The organism is Rickettsia endosymbiont of Nabis limbatus (genome assembly GCF_965196655.1).
Lineage (GTDB): Bacteria > Pseudomonadota > Alphaproteobacteria > Rickettsiales > Rickettsiaceae > Rickettsia.
On the sequence record NZ_OZ239771.1, the window covers coordinates 480,589 to 499,821 of the forward strand.

The window sequence follows — 19,233 nt, forward strand, 5'->3', positions numbered from 1 at the left end:
TAATTTTTTTTATTATATACTAAACTAATAAATTATAAAAACATCGATGAAAAAAATTATCATAGCAATTTCTGGAGCTTCAGGGGCAATATATGGTATTCGTTTACTTGAAGTATTAAAAGAACAGAATATAGAGACTCATCTAGTTATTTCAGATGGAGCTGCTCTTACTATAAAAGCTGAAACTGAATATTCTATAGAAAAAGTAAAAGCTCTTGCAAATCATCATTATAGTAATAAAGATATAGGAGCTGCTATTGCAAGCGGTTCGTTTAAAACTTTTGGCATGATAATAGCCCCTTGTAGTATGAGAACTTTAGCTAGCATCGCTCATGCGATGGAAGATAATTTAATTACCAGAGCAGCAGGAGTAGTATTAAAGGATAAAAGAAAACTTGTTTTAATGACTCGTGAAACTCCTTTACATACAGGACATATAGAAAATATGCTGAAAGTAACAAATTATGGCGGAATTATAGCACCACCAATGCCAGCTTTTTATAGCAAACCTAAACAAATAGATGATATAGTAAACCACTCTATTTCTAGAGTTTTAGACCTTTTTGATATCGAAACTAATCTGATTAAAAGATGGAGTGGTTTGTAAATAATAAAAAATCAACTTTTTGCAGGAATGACATAGAATTCCTAATACAGGATAACAATTTCTTATAACAATTCAAATACTAAAAAAATAACAATGGCACATAATAAAGCAAATAACGATAAAAATATAGCTAACGATGAAGCAAATACTGTATTAGCAAGAGTTTTACCTTCAAATACTCAAGCAGAACAGATGCTTATTGGGGCAATTTTAACTAATAATGAATTGTTAGATTATGTATCAGAATTTTTACGCAGTGAACATTTTTTTGAACCTATTCACCAAAAAATTTATAATGTAATTGAAGTAATTACCGAGAAAGGTTTAATAGCTACCCCTATAACATTACGTAGTATGCTAGCAAATGATGAACTTTTTGCTGAAATGGAAGGAGCTGAATATTTAGCAAAACTAGTCACTATGTCAATGATGGTAATTAATCCTATCGATTATGGTAAAATAATCTATGATTTAGCGATAAAACGTTATTTGATAAATATTGGTGAAGAAGTAGTAAATGATGCTTATAATTCTTCGTTAGAGTTTGAAGCAAAAGAACAAATTGAACGAGCCGAATCTAAGCTTTATGATTTAGCTAGCGAAGGGATAAACGAAAAAAGCTTTACCAAAATTGCTATACCTATTTCAGAGTCGATTGCTAGTATAAACAGAGCAATGAAAAATAATGATCACGTGATAGGTATATCTACCGGCTTAATCGATTTAGATAATAAACTATTTGGTTTTCATAATTCTGATCTTGTAATTCTTGCAGGACGTCCTGCTATGGGTAAAACAGCATTTGCTTTAAATTTAGCCTTAAATGCTTGCAATAATATGCTTATTAAAAATAAGCGTGATAATCAAGAAGTGCAATCTGTGGGATTTTTCTCTTTAGAGATGTCCTCCGAGCAGCTTACAACACGTTTGCTTTCAATGAGTGCAGGAATTGACTCTGCTACTCTTCGTACAGGAATGATTAATGAAGCAAACTATAATCGTCTTCGCAAAGAAGCCATAGCTTTATCAGAATTATCATTTTTTATTGACGATACTCCTGCTTTAACTATTTCAGCTATAAGAACACGTGCTAGAAGAATGAAACGCAAGCATAATCTAGGTATATTATTTGTCGATTATTTACAATTAATTAGAGGTATAAGTAAATCTGATAATAGGGTTAATGAAGTTTCAGAAATCACCCAAGGTTTAAAAGCCATAGCCAAAGAATTAAATATTCCTGTCATTGCATTATCTCAGCTATCAAGAGCCGTAGAGCTTCGTGAGGATAAAAGACCTATGCTATCCGATCTTAGAGAATCAGGAAGTATTGAACAAGACGCTGATATAGTTATGTTTATTTACCGAGAAGAATATTATCTAAGCAGAAAAGAGCCCGCAGCAAGCGACCCTAAACATGCCGAAAAATATGCTGAATGGCAAGATAATATGAGTAAAGCACATAATATTACCGATATTATAATTGCAAAACATCGTAGCGGTCCTGTTGGAAATGTTCAGCTATTCTACGATAGTCAATATTCTAAATTTATTAATCTAGAAACAAAATATCCAGTGCATCCGAGATAATAGCTGCTGCACAAAACCTAGGACCATCTAGTGCCTGACCGAGCTATATATTATATGTAGCAAAAAGCAATAAGGTTTAGGCATTAAATTTACGAGCGAGGTTGCGGAGCGTATATTAAATACTTGAGCACAATCGAGACTCGCAAAATTTTATGTATCAACATAGTAAATAAAGAGCAAGTATACTTTTATAAAATACCGATAATCGTATTAGTAAGTTCATATCCTATAATAAATATTCCGATAATTACTGATACAACAATTAAATATTTCTTTTTTAGTTCAGGATAATAAAAATTTTTTATTTTTGCTTTATATAATAAGTAAGCAGGCAATAAAATTGCTATTATTACCAGTATCATACCGGCAAATCCTAAAACTGTAATAAAAGCATTAGGAATTAGTATTGTTACAATATAAGCTGGTAATATAGTAGTAGTAGAAGCTATTATATCACGAATTATTGAATTACACTGTAGGTTTGAAAAACTTACTTTTAGAGAATCACATAGACCTACACCTACACCAATTACTGAGGTAGCTATAGCCAAAGTAGAAATTATCCACACTAGCAATTGTATGGACTGCCATTTTGCTATACTGCTTAATTCTTTAACTAACTCTCCTACTTCAACATTGCCTACAACCATCTGTTGATAAAATACCGGATTTTCATGATGTATTACAGTAAGAACGCTGGATGTCCAAATTATATATACTATTGCTGGAATTAAAGTACCAAATAAGAATGCTAATTTTAATGTTTTAGCATTTTTGTTACAGTAATTAGTTAAAGTATGAAAAATTACTTGGAAACCAAAAGAAGTAAAAACTACAGGTATTATTTCACTCCATACTAATATTTCTTTATATCTTGATGAAAATAATGGTAAATTGTGCCATTTAATCATAGCAATAAGTCCTATAATTAAAATTGCTATTACTATAAGTATCCCAATAAATAACAAACGATTTATATAATCTATTAACTTTAACGGTAGCAATAATACTAAAATAGATATAACGGCATACCATGCTCCTATATAAGTTATACTTATATCTAAGGATAATAAGTTTTGTATTATTGACGAACCTCCATATATAAAAACTGCCAGTAAAGCGTATGAAAGAATTTTAAGATTCACCATACCGATAATTTCAGCAATACGTCCTGAAAAATATCTTCCAAGTCTTCCTAGTGCTAAACCTTTACCGGCTTGAAGGTTAAGTTCTAAATTAATTAAAGAAGTATAATACATTAGAAACCAAATTATAAACATTAGTATTATACTAGGTATTAAACCTATTTTTGCTAATACCATAGGCAGGGCTATCATACCACTACCTATACAAGTACCAGCAATTAATAAAATTGAACCGATAAGTTTTTCCATATTTTTAATTTTTTAAAATTAACTTTAAAAGGTTTATAATTAAGAAGAATTCTATATAGACTAGTTAAAATTTAGAAGCAATAATATTTGCAAGGATAATAATGAGAAAAATAAAAAATTTTCATGAATGGCTTCCATAGTACTAAAACAGGCGAAAACTGCGTGACAACCTCATGATGTAATACAAAAATTCCTGAGATTGCCTCGTTAATTACTACGTAAATTTCTTACAATGACGATTTATGAAGACTAACTACGTATGACCCCTTTTTTTATCACTATTTTTGGTTTAGGTTTTGCTTTTACCTTATTGTTGGAAGCAAGGGTGACTTTAGGTTTGGTAGATACTACGCTAAAGTGCTGATCTAACAACCCGATCATTTTCTGATCACGAGATGCAGCACTTCTACCACCTGTTACAACTGCAATTAATGATTTACCATTTCTTGAAGCAGTAGTAACTAAATTATATCCTGCCGGAGTATGAAAACCTGTTTTCATACCTTCAGCTCCTGCATAATTTTTAGTAATCTTATTATGACCATTTATTATATTACCACGAAATACAAAACTAGTTTTAGAAAATAACGGATAATATTTAGGAAATTTCTGTTTAATCGCTAAAGTAAGCTTAGCCATGTCTCGTGCTGTAGTCTGCTGTAACGGATCATGCCAACCTGAAGCATTTTTAAAATAAGTATTTTTCATTCCAAGCTGCTTGGCTTTAATATTCATTAAGTGAGAAAAATCTTTTTCAGAAGGTCTAATATTTTCAGCAACCGTAACAGCAGCATCATTTGCTGATTTAACAATTAGCATATTGATTGCTTCTCTAGTTGTTATAGTATCCCCAGCCTTTAAACCAATTTTACAGGGAGGCATTTTTGCTGCTTTTGCCGATACAAGAAGCTTTTTATCTAAAGATAATTTACCTAATTCAATTAACTCAAACATTATATATAAAGTCATTAACTTAGTTAAAGAGGCGGGATAAATTTGGATTTGAGAATTATGAGCGTGCAAAACTTTACCGCTTTTAGCATCAATTACTAAACTAGTTTGAACGGGAATAGGAACTTTAGGAGAATTTTTTACAGCCTTTTTTGCTTCACTTACTTGGGTAAATAAAGAAATGATAACAAAAATGTAAGGCAATAAAATTTTTCTAAACATCTTATGTAGATAAAATATTATTCAAGTTTGGTCAAGATGAAACTATAGTGTATGACACTATAATTTCATCCATGCGGAAGCAGGGATCTAGCACTTCTCATTGTCATTCCGTGGGCTTGTCCACGGGATCTTGTATCATGTTCCGTGTCCTGAGATCCCGCGATCAAGTCGCGGGATAACAAATTTTTCTTACAATGACGCCAAAACTTACTATACATTAACCTTTTTATTAAGATACATTAATATAAATAAAGCAGGCAAGGCTAAAATGATAGTGAAGATGAAAAAGCCATTCCAGCCTAACATATTTACAAGTTTACCGGCATAAATAGTGACAGTATTGTTACATAAACTGCTCGCAGAGGTAAAAAGTGCATATTGCGTTGCTGAGTATTTTTTATTACATAAATAGCTTATATATCCAACTAAAGCAGTAGTACCCATAGCAGCAGCAAAATTTTCTATAGTAATGGTAATTAATAAAGCTTCAAAAGAAGGAGGCTGACTATTGAGCCAAATAAACGCAAAATGCGTTAAACTTTGGATGATACCAGTAATAATTAAACCTTTAAAATTATTAAACCTATACATTACTATACCACCAACAAAGCCACCAACTAAGGTTGCAATTAAGCCATATAGCTTAACAATTACTGCTATTTCTGATTTACTATAACCAAGTTCTATATAAAAAGGCGATGCAATAGATAAAAGCATCGAATCACCAAGTTTAAAAAATATTACAGCAAACAAAATAGTTATAGCAAATTCTCTTTTAAAAAAATCTTTAAAAGGGCTAATTACTGTATGAATCCAAGAAGCAATAGAAATAAAACTTATTTTCTCTCTTGCTAATTCTTTTTCCTTTACTGTTATTATAAAAATCGTAGAAACAGCAAATATTATACCTATGATAAAGAAAGTTAATTGCCAGTTATCATCAGTTATTTCAGCAAAATATAAAGCCCAGCCGCCAGTAATTAGCATACCAATCCTATAACCAAATACCGCTGTTGCACTGGCTATACTTTGCTTTTCTTCTTCAAACTTATCGATACGAAGAGCATCAACAGCAATATCAAATGTACTTGATAAAAATCCTAAAGCTATAGTTAGAAAATATAAAGCAGTTAAAGAAGTGGCAGGGTTTTCTCTTCCCATAACTATTAATACCAAAGCCATCAAACTACTACATAATATAAGCCAACCTTTTCTATGTCCCCATCTACTTAAAAAAGGCACTTTAAAACTATCAATCAGCGGAGACCAAAATACTTTTAGCGAATAAGATAGTTTTGCTATTCCAAAAGTAGTAATAACTGCAATATCTATACCCGACTCTTTTAGCCAAACAGAAATAGTAGAAAAAATTATAGCCAGCGGCATCCCGCTAACTATTCCTAAGATTAATATCTCAAATAAGCGATAGTCTTTAAATATTTTTGTGATAAGCATGTTAATTTTTCCGATTATCATCCCGTGGCTTGCTCACAACACGACATTTTCCTATCCATGCAACAAAGCTTACACGAGAACAAAACTAAAATGGTTAATAAAAATTAATATTTTTAGACTACTTATTCTTTTAGTCAAGCGTTTCCCTCAGCTCTTTATTATACAAGGCATAATATTCACCTTTATTGTCAAGCAACTTCTTATGGTTTCCTTGTTCACAGACCTCGCCATTTTTCATTACGATTATGTTATCAAGGTCGGTAATACTACTTAAGCGGTGGGTAATAATTAAAGTGGTTTTTCCTTTACGTAAGTTCTTTAGCGATTTTAAAATTTTCTGCTCAGAAGATTGATCTAAGCTGCTTGTTGCTTCATCCCAAATTAAAATAGGTGCACTTTTTAAAAAAGCTCTAGCAATCGATAAACGTTGGCGCTGACCTCCAGAAAGAGTCAAGCCTTGTGTGCCTATCTGCGTATCATAACCGTTCGGTAGATGCATAATAAACTCATGAGCATCGGCATATTTTGCTGCTTCGATTACCTCTTCTCTAGTAGCTTCAGGCTGACAATATGCAATATTTTCGGCGATAGTAGTATCAAATAAGTGAGTATCTTGAGTAACTAAGGATATTTGCTTGCGAAGCGAAGTGAGCTTAATATGCTTAATATCATGATCGTTAATTATAATTTTTCCCTCTGTTGGATCATAGAAACGCACTAATAAATTACTAAGCGAGGTCTTACCACTACCGGAGCGTCCGACAAATGCAATCATTTTATTAGGTTCTAGCTTTAAATCTATATTCCTTATGGCGGTTTTACTCTCAAAACTTAAAGCTAATTTCTCAAAAGAAACTTTAGCGACAGATAAATCTATTTCTTTAGCCCCAACATAATCTTTAATTAAAGGCTCGGTATCTAAAATACTAAATACCCTTTTAGCGGCAGCAATTCCTTCTTGGAGATTAATATTTAATGACACTAAACTTTTAAATGGTCTATAAGCCGCAGCAAAAGAAGCTAAAAAAGCAAATAATGCACCCGGGGTAGTCTTTCCGTCAAGTACCAAATTACCTCCATACCATACCATACCACCAACTGCAAGACCACTTAACCCCTCCATAATCGGCGAAACTAACGCATCTAGTTTAGATGTTTTTTTATAATATTCTAAGATATTGTTAATAATTAATGCTGCTCTATTACTTTCTATTTTTTCACCGACAAAAGATTTAATAATTTTAATTGACTGAAAGGCTTCATCAAGTTTAGAGGTATAGTGCCCAAGCTCTTCTTGTGATCGTGCAAATATTCTTCTTATTTTTCTACCCATCTTTTGTACCGGATAAACAGCAAGAGGAAAAACAAGAAAAACTACGCAAGATAATAGCGGTTCTAAATTAAACATCGTTATTATTAAACATACTACAGTTAGAAAATGTTTTGCACACCCAACAAGTAAATTAGAAACAGCACCACGCATTAAAGAAATATCGTTAGTAAAGCGGGATATAAGACGTCCTGAAGATTGCTTTTGAATAAAAGAAATATCAGCAAATAATAAATGCTCATACATTTTAATCTGCAAATCGTTTAATACTCTTTGCCCAACAAATTTTATTAGATAATTCTGATAATATTCCGAAATTCCTTTAACGAAAAAAGTCACAATAAGCACTATCGGCATTATAACAAGCATTCTTCTGTCATGTATTAAAAAAATCTTATCAATAATAGGTCTGACCGCATGCACTATAATAGCAGTGCAAATTGCTGCGACAGCCATACAAAATATTGCTATATATATCTTAGTTGCATAAGGTTTAACATGATTTTTTATCAGCCTTTTAATTATATAAAAAGCTTGGTAGTCATTATCTAAATTATTGTTCATTGTCGTTAAAAATATTAAATTGGTAAAGGGGACTAGTTGGTAGTGAAATTTTTAAATGCTCAAAAGCAGCAGCTGTTATCACCCTGCCCCGTGGTGTTCTTTGTAATAGACCTATCTGTATTAGATAAGGCTCTATGGTTTCCTCAAGTGCGTCACGCTGTTCGGAAAGAGCGGCTGCTATCGTCTCAATCCCAACAGGTCCGCCATTATAATTATCTGCTATAAATTTTAGATAACGATAATCATTGCTATCAAGCCCGATAATATCAACTTCTAAGCGGTTTAAACCAAAATTAGCTATTTCTTTATCTATTTCTAACTGATTATTAACCGCTGCAAAATCTCTTATACGACGTAGCAACCTTAAGGTAATTCTTGGCGTGCCTCTACTTCTTCTGGCTATTTCTTCTGAACCTGAATCAGTCAGATCAATATCAAGCAACTTGCTTGCTCTGTTTAAAACCTTTTTCAGTTCTTCAGTATTATAAAAATTCAAACGCATAGGAATACCAAACCTATCACGCAAGGGATTACTAAGCAAACCAAGACGGGTAGTAGCACCGATTAGCGTGAATTGTGGCAGGTTTATTTTCACCGATCTTGCAGCCGGACCTTCCCCGATAATTATATCAAGCTCAAAATCTTCCATAGCAGGATATAACACCTCTTCAACTGAAGTATTTAAACGATGAATTTCGTCAATAAATAACACATCATTTTTTTCAAGATTGGTGAGAATAGCAGCTAAGTCTGCTGCTTTAAGTATAGCAGGACCGGAAGTTGATTTAAAATTACCGCCTATCTCATTAGAAATAATCTTGGCAAGTGTAGTTTTACCAAGCCCAGGCGGACCATAAAATAAAGTATGATCAAGATGCTCCCCACGAGATTTAGCTGCCCTAATAAATACGGAAAGGTTTTCCTTAATCTGTTGCTGCCCGACAAATTCTTGCAAATATGACGGTCTTAGCGGTAACTCTTGATCATTCTGATTTTTTTCGGGCGATAATATATTAGTCATTAACTTTTTTAGACGGTTTTATGGATCGGAAAATGTCATTGCGAGGAGATGCGTAGCATCGACGCGGCAATCTCATGAAGTAGTATAATATTCCTGAGATTGCTTCGTCGAAACTTGCAGTTTCTTCTCGCAATGACGATTTACATATACTAACCAATAATAGCGAAAAAACTATTTTTTGCTATACGATTTATTTAAAAATTATTATTACGATTCTTTAGTGCGGTTCTGATTAGTTCATCAATAGAAATTTCGGGGTTTTTGGTGATAATTTCTTGTACGGCGTTTTGAGCTTCAAACCTTGAAAAGCCTATATTTACCAAAGCTTTTATCACGTCATTACTTGCTACCGGCGTAATACCTTTAATGTTTAAAATGTCTTTAATAGCAGCAGATGAGCTTGATATTTTTGCCACTTTATCGCTTAATTCTCGTACTATACGCTCGGCAAGTTTTGCCCCTACTCCTGAAATCGCTTTAAAAATATTCTTATCTTCATTACTTATAGCAATTTGTATATCAGTAGGCGTAAGAGCTGACAAAATGGACAAAGCCATCCTTGTTCCTATACCATTCACAGATTGCAGCAAGTTAAAAAAACTCTTTTCTTCTAAGCTCAAAAAGCCGTATAAATTAATATGATCTTCTCTAACATGTGTTTCAATAAATAGTTTATAGGATTCCCCCTCTGAAAGTTTACTTAAAGTTTTAGCGGAAGCAAAAACCCTATACCCTACTCCGTTCACATCGATTATAACGTAATCATCATAGCTTGAGTCGACTCTACCGCTTAATTTACCAATCATATTATTTTTTCTTTTTTTTCTTACTATATATTAAAACTAATGTTGGTAAAGCAGTAATAATAGCAGCTAAAATATAATGAATAATAAGCGGTCTATCTACCATATGACACTGCCCATCATTTGGAATCGTTTGTGCCAAAATCATATAGGCAACTATTATGGGGTCGTTGAAAGATAATTTTTGATAGTAAAATAAGAGGAAAGGAGGTAATAAATATTTTAAAAAAGAAATTCTGTTTAATATAGAGATAAATGTTATTCAATAGTGTAGTAATTTAATAGAGATTTGTTTACAGAGTTAGAATTTTTATTAATAAATTTCTTTAAGCCATTAAAGTTGTTAAAACCACTAATCGTTTTAAATTAAAACATATGGCATTCATAAATTCGGAGAATTGATTTTTGGCAATTCCTATATATCTAACCCGCTTATTATCTTTTGAAAATACCATCTCGAAAGGTGCTCTGATTTTCGTATAATATTTATCAAGGTCAAAATTCTTATCTTTCATATTATTTTTCTTTATTGCACAAAGATGGACTCCCTTTTTAGCTGCTGCATTCTTGGTAGAGATTGTACAATAACCTTTATCAACATATGTAGCACCAGAACTTGGCATAACATGCTTAAAACCTTTTCTATCGGTAACATTTGCAGGGGTAACTGCAACCTTATTGATCATGCCTGATTGAATATCAACACTCACATGTTTTTTATAACCATACCAAAATTTATTCCCTCCCTTACAGCCAATTTTGGCTTGTTTATCCTTTGCAACCTTAGGCAAAGTCTCATTATTCAATTTATCATATTTTTGTGCTCTTAGTTTATCACGTTCCTCCCAGAGATTAGCTTTTGAGATTAAATGAGAAGCATCTACAAAGGTAAATACTTCACCCATATAGCCTTGTACTCGTAGTTGATCGCGGAATTTTGTAAATATTTTTGATAGTAAATTAGTACCTATTTTTTTACGTATTTTACTAAATACACTATAATCAGGTGTCTTTTCTGTAAGAGCAAAATTACAAAACCATTTCGCCGCTGTGCTATCAGCTAAATAACGTTCTAATTCCCGATCAGATAAGTCTTCCATAAATTGTAGCAGCAAACATTTAAACAGCCTCTCTATACCATATCCTTTATAATTAGCTTCGCATTCTAATGCTAATAACTCAGCTTCAACTGCTTTGAATTTGAATAAACTTTTGAATTTACGATATTGATGATCCGCATTTACTAACTCATCTAAACTTACCATTAGCATTTGATACTCTGACATATAAACATATTTTTTATTTTTTTATTATACCTGCTACCCTCTCATCTCGCAACAGTCCCATTATCGTTATTGCTATATATAGAAAAGTAAAAATGAGTATTTCATAAATTTTTTCATATTAATCCTTTATAAACGCGAGTTTCGTATTCAAAAAGTCGCTGTATAGCTGATAAACAGTGGGTTACGGGGATATTGATAATACTGTTTTTGTTATAAAGTGAGTACAAAATACAAATTGCTAATTAAAATATGGTATTTATAGTATAAGAAAAAAGTTTATAGGTTATTGAAAAAACTTTAAGAGCAATAACCTATGATAATGGATTTTACAGAAATATTTTGTTACGTCGATGATTTTTTTCAAGAATTAGACAAGCATACAAATTCAATTACTAACCATAACAACAAATCTGGTCCTAAAAGTCGACTTAACAGAAGTGAGGTAATAACAATTATAATAGGCTACTGGCAGTCATCTTATGATTGTTTTAAGAATTATTATCTGAAGCAAATATGGATTTATCATCAAAGAGATTTTCAATTAGTAAGCTATAGTCAATTTATAAAAATAATAGGTCCACATTTACCACTATTAGTACTGATATTCAATTCTATTTTGGATCAGTGTGATGGCCTTTCTTTTGTAGATTCAAGTAGTATAGAGGTATGTAAGAGATACCGTATTTCAATGAATAAAGTGTTCGCCGGCATAGCAGCACGCAGTAAGACAACAAAAGGTTGGTTCTATGGACTTAAACTACATCTAATAATTAATAGAGCCGGTGGTATAGTTAAAGCATCTTTTAGCCCTGGCAATAAGGATGATAGAAAACAGCTGGAACTGATGATCAAAAATCTTTTTGGTAAAGTATTCGGAGATCGTGGTTATATTTCACAACAATTATTTCAACAACTTTTAGAGCAAGGAATTTTTATGGTAACTAGGGTAAAGAAAAATATGAAAAATAAACTTATGTCTATGTTGGATAAAATATTATTGCTTAAAAGAGCATTAATAGAATCTGTGTTTAGTAAAATTAAACTATTGGGGAAGTTTGAGCATTCAAGGCATAGATCAGTTACAAATGCCTTTGTGCATATGGTTGCAGCACTGATAAATTATCAAATGTCTGATAATAAACCTTCTATTACATCTCTCTTGATATGCTAAATCCTATGCTATATTAATTCGAAACTCGCGTTTATAAATAATATTACACCGAGTATACCATAGATATTTTATCTACAAATTACATTGTGATAGTATCATATGATACTATCACGGTATAGAAAGAAATATATTTTATGTCCAATTCAGCTTTTTTAATTGCGTTTTTTGTATCTATAATTCGTTACTACGATTATGCGTTATTTGGTTTATCAGCACACATTTTAGCACAAAATTTTTTACCGAGAAGTACGCATGAAACGCAGCTACTTGGTTTTTTTGCCTTACTTAGTACAGCTGTTATAATCCGTCCTTTAGGCTCTATAATTTTTGGCTATATAGGGGATAGATACGGACGCACTAAATCCATCAAAATATCCATGTTTATCAGTAGCATTTCTACCTTACTAATTGCTATTACCCCTTCCTTTGATAAAATAGGTATTTTTGCTACAATTATGCTTACATTTTGCCGGATGATTTTTCTTGCAAGTTTAGCTGGTGAAGTTGATGGCATAAAAGTTTATGTAGCAGAAAAGACAAAAAATAATCGAAAGAATTCAGGGCTAGGAGTAGTTGCCAGCTGCACCCAAATAGGAGCATTACTTGCTGCTATGGCTTATTATTGTGCGACCAACCTTAATATTTATTATTTGTGGCGGATTAACTTTTTTGTAGGTGCTATATTTGGATTATTTGCAATTTTGATGAGAAGTTATTTTGAGGAAAGTAGAGAGTTTTTACATCATAAAAATAAACAATCTGATAATATTCCTATTTTTCAAATCTTAAAAAATGCTAAATTAACTTTTACTATAGCATTAATAATTAATGGGGCAATCGGCGGTATATATCATTTCTTAGTGTATTTCTTAGGTGTGTTTTTAGCAAAAATAGCCTTTATAAACCCTATAGAAACTGAGTTTATGAATATAACTCTAATTATTACTTACGGGGTAGTAGCAGTTTTTGCAGGAATACTTGCGGATAAAATAAACCCTTTAAGACAGATTATATTTGCCTTACTACTTAGTCTTATAGCTGCTTTTGCTATGCAGATTTTACTATATCAGCAAATATTTACTGTTCTATTTCCTATTATGCTAATTGGACTTGCCGCATTTTACGCTGTTCCACTGCAAATTATTGTCCAATCTTTATTTAAAACAGCTGTTAGAATGCGACTTTACAGCTTATCTCACTCCCTTGGCGGTATTATATTATCCTCAAGCACCCCTTTCTTTAGTATGTTATTATGGCAAAAATTTAAGTCATTATGGGTAACATTTAGCTTTTTTACTTTTCTACTTATAATACTGACCGGTGTGGTGTTAAAACTACTACAGAGAATTTATCTCAAGAATAATAGCTGAGATACTATCAACTATAAATATTGAGCAATTAATTAAGTAGGATTTATTTACAATCTATGTTGTCATAAAATCTATCTCACCTAATACATTCATCAATTTGCCTAATATTCCTGGCTGATAATTAGTTAGAAAACAATTACCCTGCGGATCTTCATAAAATTCAACTGCGTTATCCTGAGACTTATGCAAAGACCCCGTTGTATTTGTATTAATGATACTCCTCGCAGCAGAGCTACGAGGTATCTATCCAAAAAGTTTTAACTGTTTTTGTTGAAATGCTTTATAAGAAGGTTTGCCTGAACCTTGATTTTTTACATAATTACGTAATTTCCGCTCATCACCATGTTTACCTACTGTGCTCATAAAATATCCTTTACTCCAAAACTCACTTCCCCATAATTTTTCTTTAAGATTTGAATATTTCTTAAACATTTCCTTAGATGTAATACTTTTTATGATTTGAGTTATTTTTGTTGGGCTATACATTGGTATTGACTGTAGTAAAAAATGTACATGTTCTTTATCTACTCCTATTTCCAAAAATCTAATTTCATAACGAGCTTCTATGTCCTCACAAATTTTACATAAATAATAGCAAAACTTACGCTATGTTATCTCAAATGTAACTAAACAGCTTGACTGGAAGCTGTTTATTCATATTAGAGGATTTTAATAAAACCCCAGTATTAAACCATTTATCATAAAACATAGCGTAAGTTTTGATAGTCTAGTTCCTCATTGAATATTACTCTTCTATACTTTGCCGGTGTTACTAAATGATATATTAGTACTGTGACATTATCACTTTTATGTATATAACTGCTTTCTTCCATGCATCTAGTATATCACGAAGCAGAGCTTCGGGGAATTAAACCCTAAGAGATTAACATATGCATAATTTCCACTGGTATCTTTTCCTCCTATAATATGGCTATTTTCCATATCATATATTTTTATAGAAAAACGAAAATATGAAAAACACCTTGCAAGCATTTCTTGAATAGTAGATGCTGCTCTTAGATCAAAGCCTATATTTTCTACATTCTCTGCAATAATAGAAAAAAAAGTTCCTTGATTAGTAAATTTGAGATTTCCGCCAACAATAGCAGTTTTATCATAATTTGGATTTTTAATATTACTAACATTTAAAATATATTCAGAAAATTCTAATCCATTAGCCTTAATATTATAAACTGAATATCCATATTCTTTTGTAACTTCTATGTTTTGTATATTATCAAGGTCGTGTATCTTACTACCTTGAATTATCTTTATCCCATACTCATTTTTATTAAATAATATAAATCTTTCTTGATGAAATTTGGATAATGTTAAAAACATCTACAGTGCCCAATCAGAAGAAAAGCTAGAAAAAATCATATTGCCTAAATGGACTTGTTTATAATGTCGGAAATCAAATATAATATAAGGATCATTTGATTTAATGTTTTGTAAAGGTTTTATTACTGCTTCTAGTATAGATTTTTATCATCTTCTATATCACTATCTCTCATCAATCTAATATCAACTCTTTCTTGCTTCTCTGCTTCGCTAAGCTCTGGAAATAGCTGAAGTATTTTTTCTAGCTCTTTTGCCATATTTTTAGTAATAGGTGAATTATTAAAAATCCAGTTAAACATATTTTAAAACTTTTATTAATTACTACACGCTAAATGATTTGCCACAGCCACAACCTGCTTTTTCATTAGGGTTGGTGAAAGTGAATTGGGATTTAAATTTAGTCTCTACATAGTCCATTTCAGAACCTAGTATATACATTAATGCTTTCGGATCAACTAAGATTCGCACACCTTTTTCTTCGACTACTTCATCAAACTGATTTTTATTATCGGCATACTCAACATAGTAAGTTTGACCGGCACAACCGCCTGACTTAACGCCTACCCTAATTCCATATGTGGGTTTATTACGTTTTTCTATCAGTAATTGTACTTGTTTTGCAGCCGAATCAGTTAATGAAATAACGTTTTTCTTCATGTTTTAAGTATCTTTTTTGTTTTCTTTTTTAAGCTTATAATCAGCTATAGCTGCTTTTATTGCATCTTCGGCAAGCAATGAGCAGTGAAGTTTTACTGGAGGCAATGATAATTCTTTTGCTATTTCGGTGTTTTTAATCTCTTCAGCAACGTCTATTGATCTACCTTTTACCCATTCTGTTACTAAAGAGCTTGAGGCAATAGCCGAACCGCAACCGAATGTTTTAAATTTTGCATCCGTTATAATTCCGTTATCATCAACTTCAATTTGTAACTTCATAACGTCACCACAAGCAGGTGCACCTACTAAACCTGTACCGACATTTTTTTTCTCTTTATCAAGCGACCCAATATTACGTGGGTTCTCATAATGATCTATTACTTTTTTGCTATAAGCCATTGTTATTCCTTAATTCATGATTCTATTTTTATATAAATGCTCGCATGATTTTCAGAATTGAATTTTATTTTGATGGGTGAGTGAGCGGAGCGTACAAATAGTACGTGAGCACACGAACCCCTGATAAAATGAAAGAGCAATTCTTAAAAGCAAAAGAGCATTAGTGTGTAGCCCATTTAATTTTCTTTAGATCAATCCCCTCTTGCATCATTTCCCAAAGCGGGCTTAAGTCTCGTAGCTTATTGATTTTTGAGCATATTAACTTTACTGCATAATCTATTTCCTGCTCGGTAGTAAATCTACCTATGCCGAATCTAATCGAAGTATGGGCAAGCTCTTCATCAACTCCCATAGAACGCAATACATATGATGGTTCAAGTGAAGCTGAAGTACAAGCTGAACCAGACGAAACCGCCAAATCTTTAATGGCAAGTATAATCGATTCTCCCTCAACACCCGCAAAGCTTAAATTCAAGTTACCTTTATATCTTTGATCTTTATCACCATTTAAGTAAACTTCAGAAATTTGACTATTTATAGCATCTAAAAACTTATCAAATAAGTGATTTACATGCTTGGTATCTTTTTCCATCTCATTATATGCTATCTTAGCAACCGTACCAAGCCCTACTATTAAAGGAGTTGGCAGCGTACCGGAACGCATCCCACGCTCTTGACCACCACCATTTATTAGCGGAGTGATACGCACACGAGGCTTTTTTCTAACATATAAAGCACCTATACCTTTTGGACCATAAATTTTATGTCCTGAGATACTTGCAAGGTCGATATTACACTCATTAACATCAATTGGGATTTTACCAAACCCTTGAGCGATATCAGAATGAAAGAAAACGCCTTTCTCACGGCAAATTTTTCCAATTTCCTTTAAAGGCTGAATCACACCTATTTCGTTATTTACTGCCATAACTGATACTAACATAGTCTGATCCGTTATAGCATTTTTTAAAACCTCTAAATCGATTATTCCGTTAGGTTTGATTGGTAAGTAGGTGACTTTTATCTCTTCTTGCTCTAAATGCCTGCAAGCATCAAGGACACATTTATGTTCGCTAACTACTGTAATGATGTGGTTCTTTTTATTACCATAGAATTTTGCTATGCCTTTTATAGCAAGGTTATTAGACTCAGTCGCACCGGATGTAAAGATTATTTCCTTAGCTTTAGCCCCTATTAGCTTTGCAATATCACCTCTTGCCTCTTCTACAGCGTTTTCAGCTTCCCAACCAAAAGAATGACTGCGTGAATGAGGATTACCAAACTTGGTAGTAAAATATGGCAGCATCGCTTCCATCACACGTGGATCTAGCGGCGTCGTTGCCTGATAATCCATATATATTGGTAGGATTAAATTATTTAATTGTGTGTTCATATTGTTAGTTAATTCTTGTTTTGTAAGTGAATTTTTATTGTCATTGCGAGGAAAAACTGCAAGTTTTAACGAAGCAATCTCAGGATTTTTGTATTGCTTTATGAGATTGCCGCGTCAATGCTATGCATCTCCTCGCAATGACGCTACATAACATCATAAATGTTCACAAAAGCCCTCATAAACGCCTCTATATCATCAACCGTATTATTACAGCCTAAAGACACTCTAATAGACGATTTTACCTCCTCTTCATCTAGCCCCATATTAGTTAGCACATGCGATTTAGATATCTTACCTGATGAGCAGGCTGAGCCAGAACTAACACAAATATAACGCAAATCAAAACCAATTAATTTGGTGTGAGCATCCGTACCTGGCACAGTAAACAATGTAGTATTAGGTAATCTCTTTGCGTTTTCGCTAATAATATTTACATTAGGATATTTTCTTAATTTTTTCTCTAAAACTTCTTGTAAGCTTTTGAGTTTTACATAGTTCTCTGCTATATTTTTTTTCATTAATTCAGCTGCTAAACCAAAGCCTGCAATTGCTAAAACATTTTCAGTGCCTGAACGTACTGACTTCTCTTGCCCACCTCCTATGATTATTGGAGTAAGCGGAAAGCGAGAAGTAGAGACCAAAGCAGCTCCTCCCTGCCCGCCTCCTATTTTATGCCCTGAAATTGTAGCAAAATCTATTCCTAACTCTTTGATATTTGTTGGTATTTTACCAAAACTTTGTACTAAATCGCTATGAAATTTTGCATCATATTTTTTAGCTATCTCACTTATTTTAGCTATATCTTGTAGTACTCCGCTTTCATTATTGACCATCATTACGGACACTAACTTTTTAGAAACCGTACTTTGGGCTAATAGCTCCTCCAAATGTTCTAGATCAACTATTCCCTGCTTATCAACTTTTATTACTTTAATATTTGGAGCATGCTTTATATGGTTATAGATTGATAAATGTTCAATAGCAGAAATGAAAATATCACCGTCATAAAAATTCTTCATTATTAAGTTATTACTTTCCGTTCCGGATGAAGTAAACGTAATATCATATTCCTTAAAAGATATACCAAGAACTTTAGCTATTTGTGTGCGTGATTCCTCAATGATTTTCTTAGCAAACCTACCTGCACTATGAATAGATGAAGCATTAAGCTCCTTATCCATCAAGCTTATTACATATTTCTTAATCTCTGGTGCAATAGGAGTAGTAGAGTTATGATCTAAATATATCATATATTTAAATTCAGATTTAGAGCGTCTTTAACTGAAATATTTTCAAAATAATCGCTAATATGCTTACCAAGCCCTTTCCATAATTTATGCGAATTACATTTCATTGTGCTCGAGGCACAATTTTTTATCGATTTTTTATAACAGCCGGTCATTATGAAATTTTCATTTACAGCATCCATAATATTAGAAATTTTTATTTCTTCTAATTTACCTATTAGGATATATCCTCCATTTGGACCTCTAATAGCCTTAACTAGACTAGCTTTTTTAAGCTTAGAAAATATTTGCTCTAGATAATTAAGTGATATATTTTGTTTTAAAGAAATTTCATTCAAACTTATAGGCTCATTGTCTACATTTGAAGCCATCTCTAATATAGCCATTACGGCATATCTACCTTTTGTCGTTAGCATCATACTATCATCCACT

General features: G+C 32.4%; 20 protein-coding genes and 1 pseudogene. 4 read left to right on the forward strand and 17 right to left on the reverse strand.

From position 1 onward, the window contains the following. The first annotated feature begins 46 nt into the window (after positions 1 to 46). Together ACOAL3_RS02785 and ACOAL3_RS02790 are read left to right on the forward strand one after the other, a co-directional pair. Positions 47 to 607, forward strand: coding sequence for a UbiX family flavin prenyltransferase (locus ACOAL3_RS02785; RefSeq protein WP_419235322.1), 561 nt, complete (start codon positions 47 to 49; stop codon positions 605 to 607). A 93-nt stretch (positions 608 to 700) separates the two neighbouring features. Next, positions 701 to 2,197 (forward strand): replicative DNA helicase, encoded by a 1,497-nt coding sequence (locus tag ACOAL3_RS02790; protein WP_419235323.1) that lies wholly within the window; start codon positions 701 to 703, stop codon positions 2,195 to 2,197. A gap of 287 nt (positions 2,198 to 2,484) precedes the next feature. On the opposite strand, the pseudogene ACOAL3_RS02795 reads toward ACOAL3_RS02790, so the two are convergent. From ACOAL3_RS02795 to ACOAL3_RS02830, 8 genes and pseudogenes are all read right to left on the reverse strand, one after another. After that, positions 2,485 to 3,591 (reverse strand): annotated as a pseudogene (locus ACOAL3_RS02795) (amino acid permease); the annotation flags it as partial. A gap of 249 nt (positions 3,592 to 3,840) precedes the next feature. Further along, complete coding sequence (locus ACOAL3_RS02800) at positions 3,841 to 4,764, reverse strand: D-alanyl-D-alanine carboxypeptidase family protein (RefSeq protein WP_419235324.1); 924 nt, start codon at positions 4,762 to 4,764, stop codon at positions 3,841 to 3,843. A 210-nt stretch (positions 4,765 to 4,974) separates the two neighbouring features. Further along, the gene (locus ACOAL3_RS02805; RefSeq protein WP_419235325.1) at positions 4,975 to 6,219 is read right to left on the reverse strand and encodes an AmpG family muropeptide MFS transporter; all 1,245 of its coding nucleotides are present in this window, start codon (positions 6,217 to 6,219) and stop codon (positions 4,975 to 4,977) included. A 130-nt stretch (positions 6,220 to 6,349) separates the two neighbouring features. Continuing rightward, on the reverse strand, positions 6,350 to 8,113 hold the full coding sequence (locus ACOAL3_RS02810) for an ABC transporter ATP-binding protein (RefSeq protein ID WP_419235326.1): 1,764 nt from the start codon (positions 8,111 to 8,113) through the stop codon (positions 6,350 to 6,352). Beyond that, a complete protein-coding gene (gene ruvB, locus ACOAL3_RS02815; protein WP_395477592.1) occupies positions 8,103 to 9,134 on the reverse strand; it encodes a Holliday junction branch migration DNA helicase RuvB in 1,032 nt (343 codons plus the stop codon). Before ruvB ends, ACOAL3_RS02810 begins: the two co-directional genes overlap by 11 nt. A 194-nt stretch (positions 9,135 to 9,328) precedes the next feature. Then, a complete protein-coding gene (gene ruvA / locus ACOAL3_RS02820) occupies positions 9,329 to 9,940 on the reverse strand; it encodes a Holliday junction branch migration protein RuvA (RefSeq protein WP_419235327.1) in 612 nt (203 codons plus the stop codon). A gap of 1 nt (position 9,941) precedes the next feature. Beyond that, positions 9,942 to 10,172 (reverse strand): Holliday junction ATP-dependent DNA helicase RuvA, encoded by a 231-nt coding sequence (locus ACOAL3_RS02825; RefSeq protein WP_419235583.1) that lies wholly within the window; start codon positions 10,170 to 10,172, stop codon positions 9,942 to 9,944. 91 nt (positions 10,173 to 10,263) lie between these two features. Further along, positions 10,264 to 11,223 carry a transposase gene (locus ACOAL3_RS02830; protein ID WP_419234540.1) on the reverse strand — a complete coding sequence of 320 codons (960 nt, stop codon included), beginning with the start codon at positions 11,221 to 11,223 and terminating at the stop codon, positions 10,264 to 10,266. A 313-nt stretch (positions 11,224 to 11,536) separates the two neighbouring features. Here ACOAL3_RS02830 and ACOAL3_RS02835 point away from each other — a divergent pair, with 313 nt between their 5' ends. Together ACOAL3_RS02835 and ACOAL3_RS02840 are read left to right on the forward strand one after the other, a co-directional pair. Continuing rightward, positions 11,537 to 12,394 carry an IS982 family transposase gene (locus tag ACOAL3_RS02835; RefSeq protein WP_419234519.1) on the forward strand — a complete coding sequence of 286 codons (858 nt, stop codon included), beginning with the start codon at positions 11,537 to 11,539 and terminating at the stop codon, positions 12,392 to 12,394. 134 nt (positions 12,395 to 12,528) lie between these two features. Continuing rightward, positions 12,529 to 13,764, forward strand: a complete 1,236-nt coding sequence (locus tag ACOAL3_RS02840) for an MFS transporter (protein ID WP_419235328.1) — start codon at positions 12,529 to 12,531, stop codon at positions 13,762 to 13,764. Positions 13,765 to 14,007: 243 nt separating this feature from the next. On the opposite strand, the gene tnpA is transcribed toward ACOAL3_RS02840, so the two are convergent. The 9 genes from tnpA to ACOAL3_RS02885 form a co-directional block, all read right to left on the reverse strand. Beyond that, complete coding sequence (gene tnpA, locus ACOAL3_RS02845; RefSeq protein WP_419235329.1) at positions 14,008 to 14,304, reverse strand: IS200/IS605 family transposase; 297 nt, start codon at positions 14,302 to 14,304, stop codon at positions 14,008 to 14,010. Between the two features lie 158 nt (positions 14,305 to 14,462). Continuing rightward, the gene (locus ACOAL3_RS02850) at positions 14,463 to 14,597 is read right to left on the reverse strand and encodes a hypothetical protein (protein WP_419235330.1); all 135 of its coding nucleotides are present in this window, start codon (positions 14,595 to 14,597) and stop codon (positions 14,463 to 14,465) included. 4 nt (positions 14,598 to 14,601) lie between these two features. Next, positions 14,602 to 15,105, reverse strand: coding sequence for a hypothetical protein (locus ACOAL3_RS02855; protein ID WP_419235331.1), 504 nt, complete (start codon positions 15,103 to 15,105; stop codon positions 14,602 to 14,604). A 131-nt stretch (positions 15,106 to 15,236) separates the two neighbouring features. After that, positions 15,237 to 15,404 (reverse strand): hypothetical protein, encoded by a 168-nt coding sequence (locus ACOAL3_RS02860; protein WP_395477597.1) that lies wholly within the window; start codon positions 15,402 to 15,404, stop codon positions 15,237 to 15,239. 22 nt (positions 15,405 to 15,426) lie between these two features. Then, a complete protein-coding gene (locus ACOAL3_RS02865) occupies positions 15,427 to 15,762 on the reverse strand; it encodes an iron-sulfur cluster assembly accessory protein (protein WP_419235332.1) in 336 nt (111 codons plus the stop codon). A gap of 3 nt (positions 15,763 to 15,765) precedes the next feature. Further along, positions 15,766 to 16,161, reverse strand: coding sequence for a Fe-S cluster assembly scaffold IscU (gene iscU / locus ACOAL3_RS02870; protein WP_395477599.1), 396 nt, complete (start codon positions 16,159 to 16,161; stop codon positions 15,766 to 15,768). A 160-nt stretch (positions 16,162 to 16,321) separates the two neighbouring features. Next, entirely contained in the window at positions 16,322 to 17,554 is a 1,233-nt protein-coding gene (locus ACOAL3_RS02875) for an IscS subfamily cysteine desulfurase (protein WP_419235333.1), read from the reverse strand. Between the two features lie 143 nt (positions 17,555 to 17,697). After that, a complete protein-coding gene (locus ACOAL3_RS02880; RefSeq protein WP_419235334.1) occupies positions 17,698 to 18,804 on the reverse strand; it encodes a cysteine desulfurase family protein in 1,107 nt (368 codons plus the stop codon). Further along, a complete protein-coding gene (locus tag ACOAL3_RS02885) occupies positions 18,801 to 19,220 on the reverse strand; it encodes an Rrf2 family transcriptional regulator (protein WP_419235335.1) in 420 nt (139 codons plus the stop codon). The genes ACOAL3_RS02880 and ACOAL3_RS02885 overlap by 4 nt, the downstream gene beginning before the upstream one ends. Positions 19,221 to 19,233: the final 13 nt, after the last annotated feature.

Coding starts and splice junctions, on each gene's coding strand:
- ACOAL3_RS02785 (WP_419235322.1), top strand. CDS start 47: ATGAAAAAAATTATCATAGCAATTTCTGGAGCTTCAGGGGCAATATAT.
- ACOAL3_RS02790 (WP_419235323.1), top strand. CDS start 701: ATGGCACATAATAAAGCAAATAACGATAAAAATATAGCTAACGATGAA.
- ACOAL3_RS02800 (WP_419235324.1), bottom strand. CDS start 4,764: ATGTTTAGAAAAATTTTATTGCCTTACATTTTTGTTATCATTTCTTTA.
- ACOAL3_RS02805 (WP_419235325.1), bottom strand. CDS start 6,219: ATGCTTATCACAAAAATATTTAAAGACTATCGCTTATTTGAGATATTA.
- ACOAL3_RS02810 (WP_419235326.1), bottom strand. CDS start 8,113: ATGAACAATAATTTAGATAATGACTACCAAGCTTTTTATATAATTAAA.
- ruvB (WP_395477592.1), bottom strand. CDS start 9,134: ATGACTAATATATTATCGCCCGAAAAAAATCAGAATGATCAAGAGTTA.
- ruvA (WP_419235327.1), bottom strand. CDS start 9,940: ATGATTGGTAAATTAAGCGGTAGAGTCGACTCAAGCTATGATGATTAC.
- ACOAL3_RS02830 (WP_419234540.1), bottom strand. CDS start 11,223: ATGTCAGAGTATCAAATGCTAATGGTAAGTTTAGATGAGTTAGTAAAT.
- ACOAL3_RS02835 (WP_419234519.1), top strand. CDS start 11,537: ATGATAATGGATTTTACAGAAATATTTTGTTACGTCGATGATTTTTTT.
- ACOAL3_RS02840 (WP_419235328.1), top strand. CDS start 12,529: ATGTCCAATTCAGCTTTTTTAATTGCGTTTTTTGTATCTATAATTCGT.
- ACOAL3_RS02850 (WP_419235330.1), bottom strand. CDS start 14,597: ATGGAAGAAAGCAGTTATATACATAAAAGTGATAATGTCACAGTACTA.
- ACOAL3_RS02855 (WP_419235331.1), bottom strand. CDS start 15,105: ATGTTTTTAACATTATCCAAATTTCATCAAGAAAGATTTATATTATTT.
- ACOAL3_RS02860 (WP_395477597.1), bottom strand. CDS start 15,404: ATGTTTAACTGGATTTTTAATAATTCACCTATTACTAAAAATATGGCA.
- ACOAL3_RS02865 (WP_419235332.1), bottom strand. CDS start 15,762: ATGAAGAAAAACGTTATTTCATTAACTGATTCGGCTGCAAAACAAGTA.
- iscU (WP_395477599.1), bottom strand. CDS start 16,161: ATGGCTTATAGCAAAAAAGTAATAGATCATTATGAGAACCCACGTAAT.
- ACOAL3_RS02875 (WP_419235333.1), bottom strand. CDS start 17,554: ATGAACACACAATTAAATAATTTAATCCTACCAATATATATGGATTAT.
- ACOAL3_RS02880 (WP_419235334.1), bottom strand. CDS start 18,804: ATGATATATTTAGATCATAACTCTACTACTCCTATTGCACCAGAGATT.
- ACOAL3_RS02885 (WP_419235335.1), bottom strand. CDS start 19,220: ATGATGCTAACGACAAAAGGTAGATATGCCGTAATGGCTATATTAGAG.